Annotated in this window: 16 protein-coding genes; 4 read left to right on the forward strand and 12 right to left on the reverse strand. The window is 70.9% G+C overall.

The window, feature by feature from the left end; genetic code table 11:
- From E4P39_RS11155 to E4P39_RS11200, 10 genes are all read right to left on the reverse strand, one after another.
- Positions 1-2,254: PKD domain-containing protein (locus E4P39_RS11155; RefSeq protein WP_167761774.1), on the reverse strand; the 2,254-nt coding region annotated here is incomplete at its 3' end.
- 481 nt (positions 2,255-2,735) lie between these two features.
- Complete coding sequence (locus E4P39_RS11160; RefSeq protein WP_135136611.1) at positions 2,736-4,055, reverse strand: UDP-glucose/GDP-mannose dehydrogenase family protein; 1,320 nt, start codon at positions 4,053-4,055, stop codon at positions 2,736-2,738.
- Between the two features lie 247 nt (positions 4,056-4,302).
- Positions 4,303-5,802: a lipopolysaccharide biosynthesis protein gene (locus tag E4P39_RS11165; RefSeq protein ID WP_135136612.1), complete on the reverse strand. Its 1,500-nt coding sequence runs from the start codon at positions 5,800-5,802 to the stop codon at positions 4,303-4,305.
- Between the two features lie 2 nt (positions 5,803-5,804).
- Positions 5,805-7,721 carry a hypothetical protein gene (locus E4P39_RS11170; RefSeq protein WP_135136613.1) on the reverse strand — a complete coding sequence of 639 codons (1,917 nt, stop codon included), beginning with the start codon at positions 7,719-7,721 and terminating at the stop codon, positions 5,805-5,807.
- A 243-nt stretch (positions 7,722-7,964) separates the two neighbouring features.
- Entirely contained in the window at positions 7,965-9,329 is a 1,365-nt protein-coding gene (locus E4P39_RS11175) for a polysaccharide biosynthesis tyrosine autokinase (RefSeq protein WP_135136614.1), read from the reverse strand.
- Between the two features lie 199 nt (positions 9,330-9,528).
- Positions 9,529-11,124 (reverse strand): hypothetical protein, encoded by a 1,596-nt coding sequence (locus E4P39_RS11180; RefSeq protein WP_135136615.1) that lies wholly within the window; start codon positions 11,122-11,124, stop codon positions 9,529-9,531.
- Positions 11,117-12,184 (reverse strand): glycosyltransferase family 4 protein, encoded by a 1,068-nt coding sequence (locus tag E4P39_RS11185; protein ID WP_135136616.1) that lies wholly within the window; start codon positions 12,182-12,184, stop codon positions 11,117-11,119. Before E4P39_RS11185 ends, E4P39_RS11180 begins: the two co-directional genes overlap by 8 nt.
- The gene (locus E4P39_RS11190) at positions 12,165-13,118 is read right to left on the reverse strand and encodes a glycosyltransferase (protein WP_135136617.1); all 954 of its coding nucleotides are present in this window, start codon (positions 13,116-13,118) and stop codon (positions 12,165-12,167) included. Before E4P39_RS11190 ends, E4P39_RS11185 begins: the two co-directional genes overlap by 20 nt.
- Entirely contained in the window at positions 13,111-14,181 is a 1,071-nt protein-coding gene (locus tag E4P39_RS11195; protein ID WP_135136618.1) for a glycosyltransferase, read from the reverse strand. Before E4P39_RS11195 ends, E4P39_RS11190 begins: the two co-directional genes overlap by 8 nt.
- Before the next feature lie 162 nt (positions 14,182-14,343).
- Positions 14,344-15,012: a hypothetical protein gene (locus E4P39_RS11200; protein ID WP_209306489.1), complete on the reverse strand. Its 669-nt coding sequence runs from the start codon at positions 15,010-15,012 to the stop codon at positions 14,344-14,346.
- Between the two features lie 165 nt (positions 15,013-15,177).
- On the opposite strand from E4P39_RS11200, the gene E4P39_RS22320 reads away from it, so the two are divergent.
- From E4P39_RS22320 to E4P39_RS22325, 3 genes are all read left to right on the forward strand, one after another.
- Complete coding sequence (locus E4P39_RS22320; RefSeq protein ID WP_167761776.1) at positions 15,178-16,098, forward strand: hypothetical protein; 921 nt, start codon at positions 15,178-15,180, stop codon at positions 16,096-16,098.
- A 297-nt stretch (positions 16,099-16,395) separates the two neighbouring features.
- Positions 16,396-16,704 (forward strand): hypothetical protein, encoded by a 309-nt coding sequence (locus E4P39_RS11215; RefSeq protein ID WP_135136620.1) that lies wholly within the window; start codon positions 16,396-16,398, stop codon positions 16,702-16,704.
- Positions 16,705-16,882: 178 nt separating this feature from the next.
- Entirely contained in the window at positions 16,883-17,023 is a 141-nt protein-coding gene (locus tag E4P39_RS22325) for a hypothetical protein (RefSeq protein WP_167761778.1), read from the forward strand.
- Positions 17,024-17,113: 90 nt separating this feature from the next.
- On the opposite strand, the gene E4P39_RS11220 is transcribed toward E4P39_RS22325, so the two are convergent.
- Entirely contained in the window at positions 17,114-18,031 is a 918-nt protein-coding gene (locus E4P39_RS11220) for a hypothetical protein (RefSeq protein ID WP_135136621.1), read from the reverse strand.
- Between the two features lie 275 nt (positions 18,032-18,306).
- Between E4P39_RS11220 and E4P39_RS11225 the strand changes: the two genes are divergently transcribed.
- The gene (locus tag E4P39_RS11225) at positions 18,307-19,464 is read left to right on the forward strand and encodes an LCP family protein (protein ID WP_245159776.1); all 1,158 of its coding nucleotides are present in this window, start codon (positions 18,307-18,309) and stop codon (positions 19,462-19,464) included.
- A 346-nt stretch (positions 19,465-19,810) separates the two neighbouring features.
- On the opposite strand, the gene E4P39_RS11230 is transcribed toward E4P39_RS11225, so the two are convergent.
- Positions 19,811-21,388 carry a right-handed parallel beta-helix repeat-containing protein gene (locus E4P39_RS11230; protein ID WP_135136622.1) on the reverse strand — a complete coding sequence of 526 codons (1,578 nt, stop codon included), beginning with the start codon at positions 21,386-21,388 and terminating at the stop codon, positions 19,811-19,813.
- Positions 21,389-21,884 lie beyond the last annotated feature (496 nt).

Here is a 21,884-nt window from a genome sequence, read left to right on the forward strand (position 1 = left end):
CGTCCCCGAAGTTCCACGCCCACGACGTCGGCGACCCCGTCGACGTGTCGGTGAAGGCCACCGTCAACGGCACCGTCCCCGACGCCGGCGACCTCGTGAAACTCGCCACCGGAGCGGTCGGCCCCGGCTCGCCCGCGTCCCCCGGCCGCAGCGCGCGCAGCCATCCGGTCGAGGAGTAGGAGCCGTTGAACGTCCACACCGCGTTCCCGGTGGCACCCGCGGTCGGCCGGGCCTGCCCGGCCACCTCGAGGTTCTGCCCGCCGGTCGGCTCACCCAGCTCCACCCAGCCGCTCGGCGGGGACGCCGTGGCGGTGGTGCTGTTGAAGCCCACCCCGCCGATCAGCATCGCCCCGGCCGTGGTCGTGGTCACCCCCGGCACCGTCAGCGACGTGGCCGCCGCCCCGGTCGCCCCCGACGCCGCCGAATCCCACGGATTCCCGGAATCGACGCCGTGGAAGTCGGCGATCCCCGCGTTCCACTTCACCGCCGCCGACAACGTCCAGGTGTAGGACCCCGGCTCCCCCGCCGCATTCGTGACCACCTTGTAGTAGGCGAACAACCGGTTCCCGGTCCCGTTCGACCGCGGCGCGATCACCGTCGACCAGCCCGCCGGCGCCGCCGAGACGTCCGGGTTCAGGTCCGCATTGATCTGCGCCACCAGCACATCACCGGTCACCACACCCGCCGGCTTGGGCACCGTCACCGCCGTGCCCGCCGTCGCCCCCGACGCCGACGTGAACGACCCCGCCGTCACCGCACCCGACCCGCCACCGCCGCCCGGGTTCACCGTGACCGTCTGCGCCGCCGAGGTGCTGGATCCGGCCGCATTCGTCGCCGTCAACGTCACCTGATAGGTGCCGGCGCTGCTGTAGGTGTGCGACGGGTTCTGCGTCGTCGCCGACCCACCGTCCCCGAAGTTCCACGCCCACGACGTCGGCGACCCCGTCGAGGTGTCGGTGAAGGCCACCGTCAACGGCACCGTCCCCGACGCCGGCGACCTCGTGAAACTCGCCACCGGAGCGGTCGGCCCCGAGCCGCTGCCGGGGACGACGTCGGCGTGCCAGTACCGCTTCATGCTGTCGTTGCTCGCCAGCGCGACGATGCCCGAGACGCTCGAGGCGCTCTGCTTCGTCGTCGTGACGTTGTTCAGGTTCTCCGACGAGGCGTCCTTCATGATGATGGTGCCGACGCCGGTGGTGAACGAAGGCGAGGCCATGGAGGTGGACTTCATGTAGATGGCGCCCGCACCGCTGGCGGTGCAGGTTCCCGTGCTTGTGGGACCGGTCGCGAAGACGTAGACGTTCGATCCGTTGAGCACGACCTGCGGGCGGGTGTGGCAGTCCCGGATCCGGCCGAACATGGTGCTCCCCCAGCCGGCACTCGGCGACCAGCTGAGCAGGTTGATCTGGGGTCGGGTATCGGCGCCGGAGACGGTGTCCAGGCTCGTCTTGACCGCCGCGAAGACGCGCCCCGACGTATCCGCCTGGACCGACTTGATGTTCAGGTGGTCGTCGGCCATGCCGCTGCCCTGAACGGCGACACCGCCGTTCCACGTCGTCCGCCCGGCGCTGTCCGAGTGGATCGACCAGTACACCGTGCTGGTGCTCTGGTTGCTCCACAGGACGCCGATCCGGTTCCCGCCGAAAGCGACGAGCGTGGAGATGTCGTCGACGGCGACGGTGGCATTCGTACCGCCGGTCGTCGGCATGGTGAACGGAGTGCCCCACGTGGTGCCGTTGCCCGTCCCGTTGTTCATCATGACCGTACCGGTGGTCCCGGTCACCCTGGTCCAGGTCGCCCAGACGGTGCCGGCGGAGTCCCGGTCGATGGTGAGCGACTCACTGCTGTTCTGGCTGATGACCTTGGGGAAGCCGGAGCTCGGCACGAACCGGTCGGTGGTGGTGTTGTACGTGTACCGGTACAGGTTCATCGGCGCGGTGGTCGACGAGGCGTTGCTGCCCGTCCGGACCGCGTGCGTGCCGATGTACAGGTAGGTCCCGTCCCACAGCGCGTCGGACGACGACGTCGGCCGCCCGTCGACTGCGACCCCCGTGTCGACCCACGTCTGGGCGGCACGGTCCAGGTAGAAGATGTGCCAGTCGGTGGAGGTGGGGTCGAACATGTTGGCCCACCAGCGACCGTCGTGGAACCACAGCTTGCTCTGCGGCTTGTCGGCCGAGGGGGTGGTCGCCGTGCCGTACGAGGCGCCTTCGAATCCGATATCGCCGGGCGCAGCCGAGGCGGCCGTCGGCACGGCCACCATCCCGAGCGCTACCAGCAAGGAGGCGAGAACGGCAAGGGCCGCCCTACGGATAACCACCATCGAACGACTCCCGTACACCCGTTGAGGTCCGCGAGCACGGGTCAGTGACCCGTCTCCGGACAGCGTGGACGCAACACAATTGCGTCGACTCCGTGCCGGAACGTAAGCCACCGGAGCGCAGACACCAACAGTGCGGAGAGCCGTATCAGGGAAGCGGAACAAAAAACTACGGTACGAGCGGGTAGCGATACACGCAGCCACGAAGAAGGGCACAGTCAACTACAGAGACGGCCGACACCACTACGGCGCGTAGCCCGCGCTTCGCCCTCCCCGATCGGCCTGACTCAGCCGACCTGGAAGGCGACAACCGTGCGGGCTCCCGATGCCCCGCGGTCCGCGGTCCCAAACCTGGCGTGCCTGACGCGGGCTCGATCCCCGTACGGAACTGACCGTCCGCGCCCGCCGGTCGGGTTCAGTCCGTGCGCCGGCCCAGGGCCCGGTAGCTCCAGCCTGCGGCGGTCCATGCCTCGCGGGACAGCGCCTGCCGGCCGTCGAGCACCCGCTTCTTGGCGACGATGCGGCCGAAGGCCACCGGGTCCAGGTCCTTGTACTGCTGCCACTCGGTGAGCACCAGCACGGCGTCGGCCCGCTCGGCTGCTTCCTCCGCCGTCGCGGCGTAGTCCAGGTCCGGCCAGGCGCGGCGGCTGTTCTCGACGGCTGCCGGGTCGGTGACCCTGACGACCGCGCCCTGGAGCTGCAGCTGGGCGGCGACGTTCAGAGCGGGCGAGTCGCGGATGTCGTCGCTGTCGGGCTTGAAGGCGGCACCGAGTATCGCCACCCGCTTGCCGAGCAGCGAACCGTCGCAGACCTCCCGGGCCAGCTCGACCATCCGGATCCGGCGACGCATGTTGATGTTGTCGACCTCCCGGAGGAAGGTCAGCGCCTGGTCGGCGCCCAGCTCGCCGGCACGGGCCATGAACGCCCGGATGTCCTTGGGCAGGCAGCCGCCGCCGAAGCCGAGGCCGGCGTTGAGGAACTTGCGGCCGATCCGGTCGTCGTGGCCGATCGCGTCGGCGAGCTGCTTGACGTCGGCGCCGGTGGCCTCGCACAGCTCGGCCATCGCATTGATGAAGGAGATCTTCGTGGCCAGGAAGGAGTTCGCGGCGGTCTTCACCATCTCGGCCGTGGCGTAGTCGGTGACCACCTTCGGGGTCTCCGCCTCGAGGATGGTCGCGTAGACCTCGTCGAGCAGCTCCTGCGCCCGCTGGCCGGGCTCGCCCGGGGCGATGCCGTAGACCAGCCGGTCCGGGTGCAGCGTGTCCTGGACCGCGAAGCCTTCGCGCAGGAACTCCGGGTTCCAGGCGAGCATCGCGCCCGGCACCTTCTGCTCCACCATCTCGGCGAGCCGGGACGCGGTGCCGACCGGGACGGTGGACTTGCCGACGACGAGGTCGCCGGGGGCCAGGATCGCCAGCAGCCCCTCGGTGGCCGCCTCCACGTAACGCAGGTCGGCGGCGTACTCGCCCCGCTTCTGCGGCGTGCCGACGCAGACGAAGTGCACCCGCGCGCCGGCGGCGTCGGCCATGTCGGAGCTGAAGCGCAGCCGGCCCGAGCGCAGCGTGCGCTCCAGCAGCGCGTCCAGGCCGGGCTCGAAGAACGGCGCCCGCGCCTCGTTGAGCGCGGCGACCTTGCGCTCGTCGACGTCCACACCGATGACGTCGTGCCCGAGTTCGGCCATCGACGCTGCGTGGACTGCCCCGAGGTAACCGCATCCGACGACGGAGATCTTCATGCCAAGCTCGCTTTCCTGGAAAAACCGGAGGGCGAGGGCGCACCGGTGACGCGACCGCGCCTGCCGTCGAGTGGAACTCGACAGGCCCGATCTCCCCGCCTGTCCCCGATGCGGCTCACCGGAGACATGTCGTTCGAATCATCTGACATCCACAGGCTCCGCAACAGGCGTACCCCTCGGAAGGGGTGGCACGACGCCGGCAACGCCGCATGGCGGTGCCCTCGTGTGCCGACCGCTCCCCCCGGGATCATCCGCGCCGCCCGCGCCGCAGCAGGGCGATCTCCTCGCCGAAGAACCGCCGGGTGAGCAGCAGGGTCAGCGCGGCCGCCGAGACCCCGGCCGCCACCGTGGCGAGCCCGACGAGCGCCGCAGGCGTCGTCCCGCGCAGCCATGAGGCCAGCGGCCAGCACGCGGCGGCCACGACGAGCGCGAGCGGCAGCGACTTCGCGTAGGCGACGAGGACCCGTGCCACGAGACCGCGCTGGATCCGCGCGGAGAACTTCAGCATGATGGCCGTGTGCAGGACGATCGCGAGGGACGCCCCGACGGCGACGCCGTTGATGCCCCATCGGCTGCCGACCGCGCAGCCGACCACCACCAGGCCCGCGTAGATCCACTGCCGGAGGGCGCCACCGACCACGGCACCGGTCGCGCGGGTCAGCGAGCCGCTGATCTTGTAGGCGGTCCGCGGTAGCAGGACGACCGCGAAGATCTGCAGCGGCAGGACGACGGCCTCCCATCCCGGCCCGAGCAGGATCGCCACCACCTCCGGGGCGAGCACGAACAGCAGGACGCCGGCGGGCATCGTCAGCATCGCGATGAGGGAGTTCGCGGTGACGTACGCCCGGCTCAGCCGGGCGTGGTCGTCCTGGATGCGCGACATCGTCGGGAACAGGACCTTGTCCGCGACGCTGCCGATGAGGTTGGCCGGCTGGACCAGGAGCTGATAGGCGCGGGCGTAGATGCCGAGCGGGGCCGGGCCGAGCAGTGAGGCCACGACCAGGTTGTCGCCGTTGTTGGCCGTCCAGTTGCCCAGCTGCGCCACGGAGTAGGCCGATCCGAATCCCAGGAGCCGGCGCGCACTGGCCAGCATGGCCGACGGGCGGCGCGGGCGGACCTCGTGCCGGACGAGGGCGTAGGACACGACGGCCGCCACCGCCGCCTGGACGATCTGCCCCCAGATCAGCGACGCCGCCCCGAATCCGGCAACGGCCAGGGTCACGGCCGTGCCGAGGTAGCCGATGGCGTAGGACAGCAGGTCCACCAGGGCGAGGGCGCGGAACCGCAGCTGCCGTTGCAGCAGGCCCTGCGCGACCACGCTCATCGCGCCGAGCACCAGGACGATGGACAGCAGCTGCAGATAGGAGGCATCGGCGGACAGTCCGACGAGCGGCCCGATCAGCGGCGCCAGCGCGATGAGCACGGCGGCGAGCACGAAGCCCAGGGCCGAGGCGAGGACGAAGGCGCTCGAGATGTCGTCGCGCTCGAGTCGGCGGGCCTGGACGACGGCGGCGCCGATGCCGAGCTGGCTCAGCATGACGGCGAGGCCGGTGACCACCGTGGCTGCCGCCGCGGTGCCGAACTCCTGGACCGTGACCAGCCGGGAGAGGACGGCGATGGCGACGAACTGCAGGACCGCCTGACCCATCGCCCCGAGGAAGGACCACGACATCCCCCGGAACGCCTGCCCCGTCAGGGACCGTTGGCCGGGCCCCGCGGAGGGATCGAGGTCGGTCGTTCGACTCACCGTCAGTCCGGACGGGCGAACAGCAGTGTCAGCGCCGCCTTGACCGACATCTTGACCCCGCGCCGGGCGCGGGTTCCGGCCAGCAGTACCGCCCCCCGCAGCAGCCGGGCGACGTAGAGGAGGACCATTCCCGGCTCGGCGAGGACAGGCACGACGCGACCCGGCATGTGCACCAGGAGCGCTCTCGGCACGCCCGTGTACAGCGGGCGGAACAAGGTGACCCGCCCCCCCGACGAGCCGCCGGCCAGCCCGACCGGACCGTCCGCCCTGGCTGCGCCGTCGGCCCGGCCGAGGACTGACGGCGACCGATGGACCGGTGGCCGGTCTCCGGCGAAGTCCTGCAGGAACTCCCAGTCGATCACCTTGAGGCCGTCGACCTCGTCCGTCATCAGGTTCTGCGTGGAGAGGTCGAGGAGGTAGGCCCCCCGCTCGTGCAGGTCCCGGACCATCCGGGCCATCGCAGCCGACGTCCGTGGCGTGAGCTGCACGTGCCGCAGGCCGGGCAGCGCCCTCCGGACGTGCGCACCGGTGTCCCGGTACCGGGGCGAGAGCAGGTAGTTCGGCCCCGACTCGAGCAACGCAGGCATCTCGGGCAGGTGGGCGAACTCGGTCCGGGCACGCAGCTCGCGGTCCAGGAACCGACGGCTGCCGGGATAGAACAGCTTGCAGACGCACTCGCCATGCTCCGGATGGCGCACCACGGCCGTGACCGCCCGGCGCTGGATGCTCGGCAGCACCTCCACCAGCGGATACGGGAAGGTCATGTGCTCCCGGAGTTCGGCGATACCCCGGCGCAGCCGGGTGACGATGCCGGGGTCCCCGAGCAGCGCCAGGTAGTCCAGCGCCTGCCGCGGGTCGTCCGAGCTGTGCAACGGGTTGAACCGCGGCCCGTCTCCGTGCGCCGCCAGGAGCCGCTCGCGGATGGCGAGCTTCGCGTCGTTCACCCGGAGCGGGTTGGCCGGCAGGGCGTCGTCGCCGAGGCTCCGGCTGAGGTCGTAGGCGATCACGTAGGCCACGGGACCCCCGCCGCCGACCGGCCACGGGCCCTGACCCCAGTTGCCACCGCGGACGCCCTCGGCCACCCGATCGACGACGTCCCCGGTGAGGTGCACGGTCTCGAGGACCTCGAAGCCCTCGCGGGCCAGCTCGGTGCCCAGCTCGTCGATCAGGTGCTGCGCGCGCTCCCGGAGGACGAAGACCGCCAGACCGGGCATACCGGCGTCGGCCGGCCCCCACAGCTTCTCCAGCCGGGCACGCAGCCACAGGTTCGTGGCGCTCAGCTTGTCCAACGTGTCGAGCGGCGGGCGCAACCCCTTGTCGGCGAGGTAGCTGTCCAGGCCCTCGAGCGTGAGGACGACGGACAGCCCCAGGCGGTCCGCGAGAGCCGCCAGCACGGCCGCGTAGTCGTGCTCCGCCGGTGCGGCCGCCGGCTCCGCCGCGGCGTTCTCCGGCAGGCCCGACCGCTCACCCTTGTGGTACACGGCGTGGTAGGCCAGCGAGTCGAAGTGGTCCTGCTCGCTCGGCACCCGGTAACGGTCGCGCAGGAGGACGGCGCGGTCCAGCAGCCCGCTCGCGAAGCCGGACGTCATGTAGGGCACCGCGAGGAAATCGGAGCCGGGCAGACCGCTGACGGAGTAGACGTCGAACTTCTGGGTGCCCATCGGCACCAGGTAGGACCGCAGGAACGGCCGCAGGCGGTGCAGGTCCTCGTCCGCGACGAGGATGTCGACGTCCTCCCCCGGCGCCACGTCCGGCAGGGTCTCGAACCAGCGGAGGACGGCGTACCGCACGCCCAGGCGGTTCAGCTCGTCGAAGAACTCCTCGAGGGGAACCCCGGGGCGCAGATGGCGCCGCGCCTTGTCCCGGCGACGACGGAGCAGATCACGGACGTCCACTCCCGGCCGGCTCAGGCGCGTCACGGGGCGGTGTCGCAGGTGAGGCGCACCTGGCCGGTACGGGACCCCCAGGGGTCCCGCGCCCCCGCCGGGCCCGATAGTCCACGTACCTGCTGCATTTCCGGACTCCTGTTGATCCGCGCGGACCGAGCAAGAATGCTGGGACCGTCATGATTTGACAACGCACGCGCGCGCTACGGCATGGTGCCTGGCCGGTTCGGCCGGTACCGGCTCCAACCGGAGAACACGCGGGGAGAGGTTCTCGGCCTACCTCTGGTCGGGTTCGGCCTCGTAGCCGTACCCGTGACCCAGTGCCTGGGCGATCTCCGCCTTGGGCGGCACGATGTTGAGGATGATGCCGAGCGTCCTGGCGCCGACCCGCTGCAGCGTGGTGGCGGACTGCTGGAGCTGATCCTTCCGCGTGCTCCCGTACCGGACCGAGAGCAGGACCCCGTCGACGAGGACCGCCAACCCGGTCGAGTCGGCCACCGGGAGGATCGGCGGCGAGTCGACGAGGACGAAGTCGTTGCCGGCGCGCAGCTTCCCGAGCAGTTCGGCCATGCTCGCCGAGGCCACCAGCCCGCTGGGGTTCGGTGGGGTGGGGCCCGCCGCGATGACTGCCAGCCGGTGCTCGCCGTAGTACTGGGTGACGTCGGTGACATCGGCCGTGCCGGCCAGGATGTTGGTCAGGCCCACCCCGCCGACCATGCCGAGGTAGCGGGTGATCTTCGGACGCCGGAGGTCGGCCTCCACGACGGTGACCTTCCGGCCGGCCTCGGCCAGCGCGAGCGCGAGGTTGATGATCGCGGTGGTCTTCCCCTCCGACGGGAGGGCGCTCGAGACCATGATGACCTTGGGCGGCTCGTCGACGTCGAGGAACTGGAGGTTGGCGCGCAGCTGCCGGTAGTCCTCGGCGACCCGGGGCGGGCGGCCGCGGTTGGCGGCGTTGCCGGAGTCGAGATCCTGGTGCCGCAGGACGACGCCCATGACGGGGGCCCCCGCCAGCGCGGCTGCCTCCTCCGGCTTCTTCACGGACCGGTCGAGCCGGGCGCGGGTGATCGCGGCGACCGCGCCGAGGAGCAGTCCGGCCAAGGCGCCGAAGGCCACGTTCAGCAGGGTCTGCGGCGAGCTCGGCACCGTGGGGAGGCCGGCCTCACGGACGACGTCCAACTGGACCGGCAGGGCGCCGCTGGAGGTCGTCTCGAGCTCGGCCACCATCCGGGGGAACTGCTCGCCGATCTCCTGGGCGATGCGCTGCGCCTGCTGCGGGGAGGGGTCCGTGACCGTCACGTTGATGAGGACCGTCTGGGGAACCGTCGACACCCCGATCTCAGCGGCGAGCTCACCGGGAGACAGGTCCAGGTTCGCCGCGTCCACGACCCGTGCGGCGAGCTCCTCGCCGGCGAGCAGCTCGACGTAGGAGCTGACCCGGTCCTGGGAGAACTGGCTTCCCTGGAACACGGCGGACGTCGAGGAGGCGTCGTCGGTGGAGACGAACAGCTGCGTGGACGAGGTGTACTTCGGCGTCATCAGCAGGCTGCCGCCGAGAGCGGCCAGACCGCCGATGACCAAGCCCATGACGGCCAGCCACCAGCCGGCCCGGAGGGCGGCGAGCACGTCCCTGAACTCCATGCGCAATCCCCGATCGTTCGTTCCCGCGGGCCCCGAGGGGCGGCGGCTTCACATTGGACGATAGGTGAGGAAACCGGCCTTGCCCATGGACACACGCTCGGCCTGGCACCTCCGAGTGAGTTCCGGAGGGTCCTCGAGGCCGGCGCCGGGAGGCCCCGGGCGACTGCTCAGCGCAGCGCCGGCCGTGTGTGCGGCCCGGTCAGCCCGGGTGCTGCTGCTCCCGGTCGCCGTTCTGGTCCGGCACCCCGCCCGGGACTGTCCCCCGCCGGCGAGCGCCTGCCGTGGCGGGGGGGCCCGCCACGCCGGCGAGCGCGGCACCCGGCCTCCCCGCGGCCGGCGGCGACCCGTCCACGGCGGCCGGGGTCGACGGCGAGCCGGTGAGGATCACATAGGCGATGGCGGCGAGGCCGAAGAGCAGTGGCGACGTCGGAGCCGTGACGAAGACGGGGAAGGCGACGCTCCCGATGAGGACGTTGAGGGTCCATCCCATCCCGGTCAGGCCCAGCAGGGCCAGCGGCAGGTGGGTGCCGCGGCCGGCCTTCCGGAAGGTCATGAAGATGCGCGCCAGGCCCGCGGTGAAGAAGGCCGCTCCGACGATCCCCGCCTCCCCCACGATGGCCGGCCACTGCGTGTCGGTGAGCCAGCGCCCGTGGTTGTTGGGGTTGCTCGGGCCGCCGAGGCCCCGCACGGTGTCGTAGCCGAGGCGCGCGTACTCGGGGCTGTACTCGTCGGCCGCGATCGAGGAGCCGAAGCGGCCGAACCCCACTCCGAACGGGAAGTGCTGGACGGCCAGGGTCACGCTGTCCACGGTCAGCCGGGTTCGTGCGGTCTCCTCCCCCAGCACGATGTAGTTCTCGTAGGTGGCGACCGCCACCTCCTGGAGCACCGGGTAGAGGACGATCCCGGCCAGGGGCAGGACGAGTAGTGCGGTGATCAGGAGACTGGCGTGCCGACGCCGGAGAGCCAGGTAGGACAGGCCCGCGAGCATGCCGACGATGGCCGTCCGCCGGAAACTGAGCACGACCGCGAGGGCGCTGGCGAGGAAGAGCCACAGCGCACCCTTCGCCTGCGTCCGGGTCTGTGCCCAGTACAGCAGCGGGGCGGCACACGCGATCGCCGCCATCGCCATGAAGTTGCCGAACTGCAGCGGGTGCGTGAACGGCCCGATCAGTGAGGGCAGGACCGATCGGTACTGCGCGTAGCCCGTGTTGGCGAACACTGCGGTCCACGCGCCGGGGAGCAGCAGGTTCACCAGGGCGCAGAGCAGCGTGACGCCCACGGCCCAGGCAGCGGTCCGGGCGAGCCACGGGATGTCCTCACGGGTCCAGTCGACCTGAGCCAGGGCGAAGTACAGCAGGACGCCCTTGACCACGAGGATCCCGCCGGCCGCGGCGATGCCGAACGGAACGGCCGATGCCACGCTGCTCATCGCCCCGAATGCGACGAACCCGGCGAACATCCAGCTCCCGGCGGGCCAGCGCAGGTGATGATGCGCCAGCAGGCGGCGCGCGACGAGCACCACGGTGACGTAGGCGATGACGATCTCGTCGATGTAGGCGGTGGCCGCCACGTCGGTCGCGATCTCGACCGTCCGCGCGAGCAGCACGGCGATCACGCCCAGGACAGCCAGCTTCTTGGGGTCGAGGCGCGCCGCGCCCAGCAGAACGACCAGTCCCAGCACCAGGGCCAGGCCCCGTCCCTCGGACACGGCGACGAGGACGCCGGCCGCCGCTGCGGCGACGGCGGTCAGCAGCCCGGCCGGAACGACCCCGGAACCGCGGCGACCACTAGCCACGGGGCGCCCCGTTGCCCGAGGTGGCCGGCGCCCCGATGAGCGTGGTGTAGGTGTCGGCCCACTGCCGGGAGACCGGTCCCGCGTCGAACCGCTCGGCGGCCCGGCGGCCGGCAGCCGCCGCGAGCTCCGCGCGTCGATGCGGATCGCTGATCAGGCCGGCGAGCGCCGCGCCGAGAGCATCGGCGTCGTCGGCAGGCACCAGGGCTCCGGCGTCGTCCATGAGTTCGCGTACTCCTCCGACGTCGGTGGCGACGATCGCGCAGCCGTGCGCCATGGCCTCCACCAGGAACATCGGGAAGGCCTCTTCTCTCGACGGCAGCACGGCGATCGACGCCGAGGCCAGTGCGTTCTGGACGACGGCCGGTGCCACCTCGCCGTGGGCACGGACCCCGGGGATGTCCTTCGGCAGCGGGAAGTCGGCGTCCGGAGGGCCGTACAGGGAAAGAGTCCAGCCTTCCGAGGGCAGAGACTGCCACGCCTTCAGCAGCAGGTCCACGCCCTTGCGGGTTCCGACGACGCCGGCGAAGACGACGTCCTGCCGCCTGCTCGTTCCCGCACCGCGCTCGACCTCGACCGCGTTCGGGATCGTGACGTGGCGGGAGGTGAGCTGCCCGTACCGCTTCCGGTGGGCGTCGCTGAGGAAGTGCGCCAGGGTGGCAGCCCGGAGAACCAGCCCGGTCAGCAGGAACGGCACCCGGCCGTTGCTGAGGCTGGAGCTGCCGTGGAGCGTCACGACGACAGGGGTGCGGCGCAGCCGCAGCAAGAGGACGAGGAGCCCCTCCCGGAGGAGCGAGCCGCCCTGCGAGAGGTGGACGTGCGCGACGACGCTGCGCCCCCGACGGCCGGCGACGACCCGGCGCAGCGCACGTCCGTACGGGGCGTTGCGGCTCCAGTGGTTGCCACCGGCCGGGTCGTACGTGGCAACCGCCGAGACCGACAGGCGCGCGTCCGGGTTCGACAGGTGCTGGCGGATGACCGCCGCGATACCCCCGCGGACGCTGCCCGCGTCGTTCCCCAGGTGCAGGACGGTGATCCGATCGTCATCCCGGCTGCGGCTCATGCGTCACCTCCCTGGCGGCGGCGATGGCGAGGTCGGCGAGGGTCAGCTCGTCGGCTTCGCGAACGAGTCCGATGCCGAGGTTCGTCACCAGTTCCGCGATCTCCTCCTGGTGGTCGTCCACGTGTTCCATGTGGGCCGATCGCCGGGGGACGACGACCGGGAAGATCCCGGACTCGATGAGCCCGATGACGGTGCCGACGCCGGCGTGGGTGATGACCACGTCCGCGCGACGCGTCTCCTGGGTGAACTCGGAGGACGACATGAACTGGTGCACGGTGCCGCGCAGGCCCGGCGGCGGCTGCGTGACGCCCAGCTGCCAGACCACCTCGACGTGCGGCGGGAGAACGGCCGCCAGGTGCTCGACGAGTCGCCCGAACTGGTAGGGCTTGATCGTCCCGAGCGTCACGAAGACGCGCCGCACCTCCTTCTCCGTGCCGATCCTCGGCGCGAGCGTCCCGAGGACCGACCCGTGGTAGGTCCACCGCCCGGTCGCCCACCCCGGGTGCTGCGTCCACGTCTCGAACAGCCGCGAGGCGTGCACGATGCGCCCACTGAGCGACGGGCCGGTCACCCGGCTGACGCTCTCGATGTAGAGACGGCGCAGGCCGTGGCGCGTCGCCGGGAGGATGGTCGAGAGCGCGATCCCGGCGCCGGTGGTCAGGACCGCCTCGAACGACTCGTTCCTCAGCGCGCGATCGATCGCGACGGTTCCCGTGAGCACGCCGCGGAAGTCACGCGGGGCGATGTAGGGGACGTAGAGCACCCGCCGGCCCTCGAGGAGGGACCTCGCCTGCGGGGTGTCGAAGGTGACCCAGAGCGAGTCGTCGCGGACGTCGAAGGCGCGGGCGATGCGTTCCAGCTGCCAGAGGTGCCCGCCGGTCGACGCGCAGAGGAGGAGCTTGCGTCCCGCGAGGCCCGGATGCGGCTCAATCACCGGTCACCTGCCGCTGGAGCACCCGTTCGAGGGTGGTCGTGCTCGCCTCAGGGCTGAACCGGTCGAGCCACCCGTCCACCTCCCACGCCGGGAGGCGGTCAGCAGCCTCCACGAGGTCGGCGAACTCCTCCGCGTCACGGGTTGCCGAGAGATAACCGGTGACCCCGGGGATGACGGCGTCCGCGACGCCCAGCGCGGAGCTCATGGTGACCACCGGGACGTTCATTGCCGCAGCCTCGACCAGGACATTGCCGAACCCCTCCACGTGCGACGGAAGGCAGACGACCGAACCCGGCGGGCACAGCCGGAACCACTCTTCCTGCCACCCGGCCATGGTGGTCGCGACGCCTGCACGCTCGGCCTCGCGCACGAGCTGCTCCTCGAGCGGGCCCGCGCCGAAGACCGTGATGCCGACCTTCCGACCCCGTCGGGCCAGGATCTGCGCCACCGCGGGGAGGAGCAAGGGGTCCTTCTGCGCCACGAGCCGGCACGGGAGCACGAGGGTCAGGGACTCCCCCTCCCCGGCCTGCCGCGCCGGCCGGTCGGCACCGAGCTTTCCGGTCGCCGGGTTCGGCACCACCGTGCACCGGGCGGGGTCCACCGAGAAGGCGGCGACGAGGTCGGCGGCCACCGGGTGCGAGATCGCGACCACCGACGAGGCGTAGCGGTAGAGACGCCGCGCCAGCACCAGCTGCACGCGCTGGGACAGCCCCTGCTGCCGGAGCAGGACGCTTGGCACGTTGCGCTCGCTGATCACGACCGGCGTCCGGCGTCCGGACAGCAGCGCGGCGAGGAGCGCCACCAGGTTCGGGAAGGTCAGCAGCGACAGGACGACGTCGGGCTTCCACGCCTTCTGATAGGCGCGCAGCCGCTGCACCGCCGCCCACGTACCGCTGGCGGAGTCCCGCAGGTACACGACGCCGTCCACCGGCTCGCCCTGCGGCGGGGACGTGACGACGAAGGAGACCTCGTGCCCGCGCTGTGCCAGCCGGGCGGCCCACGTGCGCGCGACGAATTCCGCTCCGCCACCTCGATCGCCCTGCGTGAGGACTACGACCCGCACCTCACCACTCCCCCGTGTCGGACATGCTCCCCGTCACGTCCGCGGCGGGTTGGATGTTATTGGCCGCCGGCCGCGGTCAGACGGCTCGGCGACGCGAATGCAATGGTCATGTACGTGCCCGCGCCGGGAGGAGCGGTGCACGCGGACGTCCGCGACGGACACCTAGTGACGGCTGAGGTGGTACGCCCACGACTCCTGGTCCTCCCGGCCCGGGACGACGCGAGGGACGGTGCTGAGGTCGGCGAACCGGCTGAACAGCCGCACGATGCCGTCCGCGATCGCGTCGCCGACCTCCTCGTGGAAGGCCTCGGACTCCCCGAACGGATCCGGGATGTCGTCGCGCACGTCGCTGGCCCTGCGCGACCGGGCAGCGGCCATCTCGCGGACGAGGGAACGGCAACGTTCGGCGAACGTGGCTCCCGGCAGCTCGGCGTCCATCGGGATGAGCGAGGCGAGGTCGGCAGCCTCGAGAACGGTGAACGTGCGCGACAGCCCGCGCGGCGAGCGCTTGAGCACCGCGCGCCGGTGGTTGCGGGTGAGCCCGAGCGTCAGGTCGGCCGCGACGGCCATGTCGTCGGTCAACTGCCGGGCGGCGAAGCCACCGCTGTCGCCGCCGAGAGACGTCAGGACGGCGGCGCTCCGTGCGTGCACGCCGGAGCCGACGACCGCCTGGGTGCCCGCGCTCCCCAACCGGACGCAGTCGGCATCCGGCCCCAGAGCGGCGTCGAGGTAGCTCCGCGTCACCCGCTCGGCGATCGGAGACCGGCAGATGTTGCCGGTGCAGACGAAAAGCACCGTGAAGGGTGCCTCCGCAGACATGTATGACGCCACGCGACCAGTGTTGCATCCGGTTTTCCCGGCGCCGGTCCCTTTCCGGGTGACCTCACCCGAGACGGTGAGGTCTTCCAGCAGGCACCGAGCGCCACAACTCCGGCTCCCGTGCCTGGCCGATTCTTCGACGGCCGCTCGCGATGTGGACCGCACCGGTGGTGCGGCGTGGGCGCTCAGCCGCCTGGCGACGCGCCGGCCGCCGACGTAGAGGTCGTCGCTGACGTGGAGGAGGTCGACGTCGACGTCGACGTCGACGTCGACGTCGACGTCGACGATTCCGCACTCGAAGAAGTGCTCGACGACGAGATGGACGACGGCGGCGGGTCGGACGACGGCGGCGGCTCGGAGGACGGCGGCGGCTCAGAGGACGGCGGCGGGTCGGAGGACGGCGGCGGGTCGGACGACGGCGGCGGCTCGGACGACGGCGGCGGCTCAGAGGACGGCGGCGGCGTCGTCGTCACCGGGGGCGGCGTCGTCGTCACCGGGGGCGGCGTCGTCGTGACCGGCGTCGTCGTGACCGGCGTCGTCGTGACCGGCGTCGTCGTGACCGGCGTCGTCGTGACCGGGATCTGCGTGATCGGGGGCAGCGGCACCAAGGGTGTCGAGGAATTCGACGTGACGACGAGTGGGCCGACCGCAGCACCGGTGCGGGCGGCGCTGCTCGTCGTTGGGCGCCGGGCGGCGACCACCTCTCGCCGCGAGGGAACCGCCGCCGCCACGACGCGGGCTCTCGTGCCGGCGGGCGCGGCGATCGTCGTCGGTCCCGGCGCGGCCGGCGCGGAGGACTCCTGCGTCGAGACCTCGTCGGCGACACTCTGCGGCGCCTCCGCCTTCGACGGCCGTGCCGTCGTGGGCGTGGCGGCCTGGATCTCCATGACAGGGTTCGGCGCTTCCCCACTCACGCCGCGGTTGATCGCAACGGGAACGAGCCCGGCGAACACTGCGGACCCGACGACGATCACGGTCACCCCCCACCGGGGGGCGCCGACGGGGGGCGGTCTGCGCGGCATGCCGGGGAAGCTACGTGAAGATCATCCCATTTGGGTAACTCTGCGTCACGGCCGCCGTGGCCACTACATGCAGTGATGCTCCTGCTACAGGCTGATTTTGAGCGACGCGCCGTTCCAGGTCTGTGACAGTGCGTGACCACCTGCCTGCGTCGGCGCGTCATGGCGACACCCCGGCGGTGAACGGGCGTGATTCATGTCGCATAGTTCCCCTGCCGTTGGGAATCATTCCGATTCGCAGCGGAGAATTCTTGGGGCCGTGTCGCATGACACCGCTCGCCCGGGGGAAAGCAACCGCAAGGTGCTCGTTCGTCGTACCACCACTGGGGGAGCCTCCCGAGACCTCGAGGGGCACGCACCTACCTGAGAAGGACCTATGAGCTGGGTTCTGGTGATCGGGGTCACCTGGGTCGTGCTCGCCGCCGCAGCCGCCGTGCTCATCGCAGGCGCGGTCCGCGTCGCGGACAGGCAGGCGAGCGACACCGTCGTGGGCGATCTCAGCGCGGATCAGCCCAACTTCGTCGTCGATCGACCGGTCGTGGATCGACCTTCTGCCGAAGTGACGCGGACGACCGACCCACCCCGCGAACTCAGCGTGCCGACGCCTCGTGGCGACCAGGCGACCAGGACCGCGGCTCCGCACCCGCGCCCGTCGGCCCCTCCGCCGACGACTGGTACCCCGTGACAGCCGCGCAGACGTGTAGGTCTACGTTCCGCATCGGCCCTGTTGGCCAACCCTCGCACCCCGTGGATCGGCACTTCGGCGCTGCGCCGACCGGCACCTCCCGGTCGGTGGCCGCGTGCGGAAGGTCATCGACGGATACGGCCGCTGAGGTTCCCGACTCCTGACGGAGGAGACCCCGATGACCCGGGTGGTGTTCCTTCTGTTCGTGTGGCTGCTGCTGGCCGCACCTCTGGCTGTGCTGGTCGGGAGCGCGATCCACAGGGCCGAGGAGTCGCGGCGACCGGGGTCGTCCGAGGGGCTCGCCGAAGCACCCCGGTAGCTGGGCGTCGGCGCGGGGAGGACCCAGCGCCCGATGGGTCGTTCGCCCGTCGATCCATGAAATTCCGGTCGAGGGCGGAGCTTGCGCGCCTCACGGCGCAGTGAAGCCGCCTCCGGCCACCGTCTGCCCGGGCAGGCGCTCGGGCAGGTCGAGGGTGTGCGCGTCGGCCTCGCGTCGCAGTGCCCAGCGCGCCGGCAGTGCGAGCCGGGGGGCCACACCCACGAGCACGGCCACGAGGAACGCGACACCGGCCAGCGCCTCACCGGTCTCCTCGAGGAACGTCGCACCGGCCGCCCACTTGCTCGCACTCCCGTAGGCGCCGGCCGCCAGTGAGGACACGGCCGACAGCCCGACCGAGGCCGCGGCGTAGAGCGCCAGGACGCCGAGCACCCGGCGCCGGTCACGGCGCTCGGTGCGGCTGAGAACCCACAGCGCGCCCACGACGGAGCCGGCGGCGAGAGCGCTCACCAGCATGGTCAGGCCAGTGCCGAGCGAGTCGTCGAGCAGCTTCAGTGCGTCGGCGTGGATGCTGCCACCGGCCTTGACCATGGCGATCCCCCCGGCGATGGCGCCGACGGCGAGCCACCACGTGCGGCGTCCGGGAACGGCGCCGGCACCGGCGACGGCCGCGAGCGCCGCGGCCGCGAAGAGACCGGCCACGAACATGCGCGGCAGCGAGAAGGGGCTGTCCATCGACAGCAGCTGCGCCGACGCCCCGGTAGCGCCGGTGAGCCGGAGGACGTAGCCGGTGGTCTCGAGGGCCAGCGCGACGGCGACGAGGACGACGGCGAACGTGGGCAGCGGCACAGCACGCCGGCGCTCGCGAACCGGAGCGGCCGCTGCCGTGGCGGCCGCCCGCGCCGGAGCGGGGACATTCGCCGTGGTCAGCACGGCCGGGGCCCCGGAGCGCTGATCGGCCAGCCGGACGCTCCGCCCGATGATGACGGCGAGGGCACAGGCCACCACGATCCACGCGACCAGCCCGCCGACAACCCAGAGCCACCACACGCGGTGATCATCGGCAGGTTCGGGACCGAACCTGACCACGCCGTCACGAAAATCTTCGGTGTCGGCCCCTGTGGTCCCACCGGACCCAGGAGCCCCCTCCGCCCAGGGGAGACGCTGCGGGGGAGCATGCCGAACCGGCATCGGGCCGGAAGCCGGGAAGGCTGATCCTCTGCTCCGGCACCCTCCCGAGCTCTCACCCGCCGGGGGTGGACGTACCCCCGGCAGGCCGACCCGCGCCGTAGCCTCGGACGTTCATCCGACAGACGGGGATCTGAATGAGCGTCGACGGCACGGGCGGGCGGGTCGCCGCTGCCACGCGGACCGCGGACGATGCCGAGGCCCTGCCCCGGCTGGAGACGACCGACGTTCCGGACCCCGCTACCGACGCCGGACCCGACGGCGATGATCCGACCGGCCCCACCCGTCCACGGCACCCCCTCCGGCGCGTGCTGATCAGCCTCGCCGCGATCGCCCTGGTGCTTGCGCTCCTCGTCGGCGGCGGGCTGTGGTTCCTGGCCGACCGGTGGGCGGGCAACATCGACCGGGTCTCCGACGTGTTCGCGTCGCTCGACCAGGCCGCACGCCCCGCTGCTGCGACGCCTGCCCAGAGCGCGCCGCAGGACCCGGTCACCTTCCTGCTGGTGGGCTCGGACACGCGGGACGAGGTGGCCGCCGGCGAGGACCCCGACGGCCGTTCCGACGCGATCATGATCGCGCGCTTCGCGGCGGACCGGACCCACGCGCAGCTGATCTCGATCCCGCGCGACTCCTGGGTGGACATCCCCGGCCACGGCCGCAACAAGATCAATGCCAGCTACGCGTTCGGTGGCCCGTCCCTGCTGATCCAGACGGTGGAGCAGCTCACCCAGGTGCGGATCGACCACTACGTCGCGATCGACTTCGCGGGCCTCATCCAGGTGACCGACGATCTGGGTGGGGTCGACGTCGTGGTGGCCGAGACGACGGAGAACGGGCCCTTCACGTTCCCGGCCGGGCCCAACCACCTCGACGGCGAGCAGGTGCGCTGGTACCTGGCGCAGCGCTACGGGCTGCCCGGGGGCGACTTCGACCGGGTCAAGCGGCAGCAGCAGTACCTGCGGGCGATGTTCGCGAAGCTGTTCAGCTCCGACACCTTCACCGATCCGGCCAAGCTCGATGCCGCGATGCTCGCGGTGACCAGCGCCGTCACCATCGACGACACACTCGGCAACGGCGACCTGGTGTCGCTGGTCTACTCGATGCGCGGCGTGCGGCCGGACAACATCCAGTTCTTCACGGCGCCAGTGCTGGGCACCGGCATGGAGGGCCCGGCCAGCGTGGTCTACCTGGACAACGTCACCGGCGAGCGGATGTGGTCGTACCTGCGCAGCGACTCACTCGCGAGCAACGGCGCGGAGTTCTCGAAGGAGGCCCTGCCCGACGTCCCCCGCTGACCCGGGTTGATACGCCTCCGCGTGGACGGACGCGGTGTCGTCCGGTTCGTGCGGGGCAGCGATCAGCCCCGCCTGCACCACCGGCCGGAAGATCCTCGTGAGGCCCACACCGGCAGCCATCGCCGATTCCGCGAAGGCGAACGGCAGCTCCTTGTGCGGCGCGCCACGACGGCCCGCCATCTTGGTCAGCATTCCACTGGGCCACCGAGGGTGCCACCGCCTGCGCAACATCCACCGCAACCTCGGAGACAAGCACAGCCGGTCAAGCGCTGCTGTCGCGGCCCTCCGAGAGCTGCGAGCGGGATGGCCTACGCCCCTCGATAGCGGTGATCCGATCGTCTGCCGGCTAGGGCCCTTGGTAGACGGTTGCCGTGCCGACGTCCCGAATGGGGCCTAGCCGGTTCCCGGCGAAGTTGTTACCGGAGCCCACCACCGTCCGGTTGCACAGTGCGCTGGCGATGTTGAGCCCGTACGACTGAGTCTTCGTCGCCTGATTGTCGGTCGCTGTATTGCCCGACACCGAGTTGTCGTCACACGTCAGCCCTGCGACCACCGAGGTGATCCGGATACCGTCACGGCTGGCCACGCGGTCTGAGCTGTTGGTGATCGTGTTGTTCGTGATGCTGTTCCGGTCACCGTTGCTGATGTAGACCCCGTCGCCACCGGCCTGGTCGATCGTGTTGTTGCTGAATGTGTTGTCCGACGACTTCTTGTTCGGTTGCGCAGCGGTGCTCGACGACTGCTGGGCGTAGATGCCGGGGCCACCGGTCCCGCTGATCGTGCAACCAGCGACCGTGTTGCGGCTGGAGGCGAGGAACTGCACCGCGGCGCCTGGGATGCCGCTGATCTGACAGCCACGAACCACGTTGTTCTCGGCCGTCGCGCCGGCGTCCTTACCGTCGAAGACGATCCCTCTCGAACGCGAGCCCGTGATCTTGACGTTCTCGACCAGTGAATTGTTGCCCTTGTCGAAGTCCAGCGCATCGCTCGACGTGCGGGCCGAGCCCGCGGCGACGATCGTCATCTCGCGCACCTTGACTCTGTTCGTGCCGGTGAAGCTGAAGGGTTCGGTGTCGGCAGCGGCGCTCGAGTTGTTCCTGATGATCGTCGCGTCGATACCCGCGCCGACGAAGTCGATGTCGGTCAGGTTCGACAGCACGAAATACTCGGATCCGAAGTCGAAGTCGCCGGAAGTGAAGCGGACAGTCCCACCGCCGCCCGCCTTGAGTTTGGCGACCGCGCTCTGCCCAACGGTCTTCAGTGTCCCGGTAAAGGTGGCCGTGGTTGAGACCGCCTGGTAAGTGCCGTCTCCCACCGGGCTAACCAGGAACTCCCCGGGTGGTGGCGGCGGCGGCGGAGGGGTCGTGTCGCCGATGACCAGCTGCGGCTTGTTGGCGCCTTCCTTACTGGTGATGCGCAGCGACGTGTTGCTTGTGGTCTGCAGAGCGAGGCTGACCGGTCCGGTCGATCCGACGACCGACGTCACGTCTATCTCCTTCCAGGTCGACGCGGTGAGCGCACCGCTCTTCCCGGAGGCGGGCCCCAAGGCGGGCCTGTTCTCGTAGGTGATGCCGGTCTCCGTCCAGGCGGTGTCCGCGACGCCGTAGGCGGTGACGCCGGCGGTGTGCGTCGACTGAGCGAACACCCTCAGCTTGACGCCCCCGGTGAGGTCGGTTGCTGCCGGGATGTCGAACCTGAGGTACGCGATCTGTTGTGGACTCGCATCGATCAGGTACGACGTGCGCGTGCCGAAGTTGGACGTCGGCAGCGCCGCATCGACGTAACTGTCGGCCGCGGCCGTGACCGTCACTGGCTCCGCGGCAGACGCGGACGGCAGACTCAGACCGGTACCGATCGACATGACCGCTGGGCCGAGTAGTACGGCGAATGTCAGGCCGATCGCGCGCCTCATGATCGCGGACATGACCACTCTCCTCAGGGGCGGATTGGGGACGGTGCCGGATCGCTTCCGGTCACTCGTCCAGTTCGCTCGAGGGGGCGAGTGATGACACCCCGGCGCCGGTGAGACGATATATGTTGTCAAACTCTGGGGGAAGACCCTCACTGACCGGCAATAAGTTGACCAAGATCCAAGAGGCAGCAGTGGATCGTGTCCTCACCGCGCAGGAAGGTCTTGACGAACGGCGTTCGTCGTGCTGACCGCGGCGGACCCCGTAATGTCGTTAAGCGCCATGTGAAGACTCAGTGAAGGAGCGACACCAGCACCGACCGACGAGAGGACTTTAGCGGCGCGCCGAGCACGCACGGTCACGCGCAGACAACCCCGAGCAATCGTTGCGTCGCCATGCTTCAAGGCCGATTCCCCAAGCTCTTTTCTTTGCGCTCCGGATGGTTAATGGTGCTCGGACAGCCGACGGAACCCCGCGGCGGCGCCGAGGCGCTTTCGACGCTGACCACCC

Source organism: Blastococcus sp. CT_GayMR19, assembly GCF_004570385.1.
GTDB lineage: Bacteria > Actinomycetota > Actinomycetes > Mycobacteriales > Geodermatophilaceae > Blastococcus_B.

Coding starts and splice junctions, on each gene's coding strand:
- E4P39_RS11160 (WP_135136611.1), bottom strand. CDS start 4,055: ATGAAGATCTCCGTCGTCGGATGCGGTTACCTCGGGGCAGTCCACGCA.
- E4P39_RS11175 (WP_135136614.1), bottom strand. CDS start 9,329: ATGGAGTTCAGGGACGTGCTCGCCGCCCTCCGGGCCGGCTGGTGGCTG.
- E4P39_RS11185 (WP_135136616.1), bottom strand. CDS start 12,184: ATGAGCCGCAGCCGGGATGACGATCGGATCACCGTCCTGCACCTGGGG.
- E4P39_RS11215 (WP_135136620.1), top strand. CDS start 16,396: ATGAGCTGGGTTCTGGTGATCGGGGTCACCTGGGTCGTGCTCGCCGCC.
- E4P39_RS22325 (WP_167761778.1), top strand. CDS start 16,883: ATGACCCGGGTGGTGTTCCTTCTGTTCGTGTGGCTGCTGCTGGCCGCA.
- E4P39_RS11225 (WP_245159776.1), top strand. CDS start 18,307: ATGAGCGTCGACGGCACGGGCGGGCGGGTCGCCGCTGCCACGCGGACC.
- E4P39_RS11230 (WP_135136622.1), bottom strand. CDS start 21,388: ATGTCCGCGATCATGAGGCGCGCGATCGGCCTGACATTCGCCGTACTA.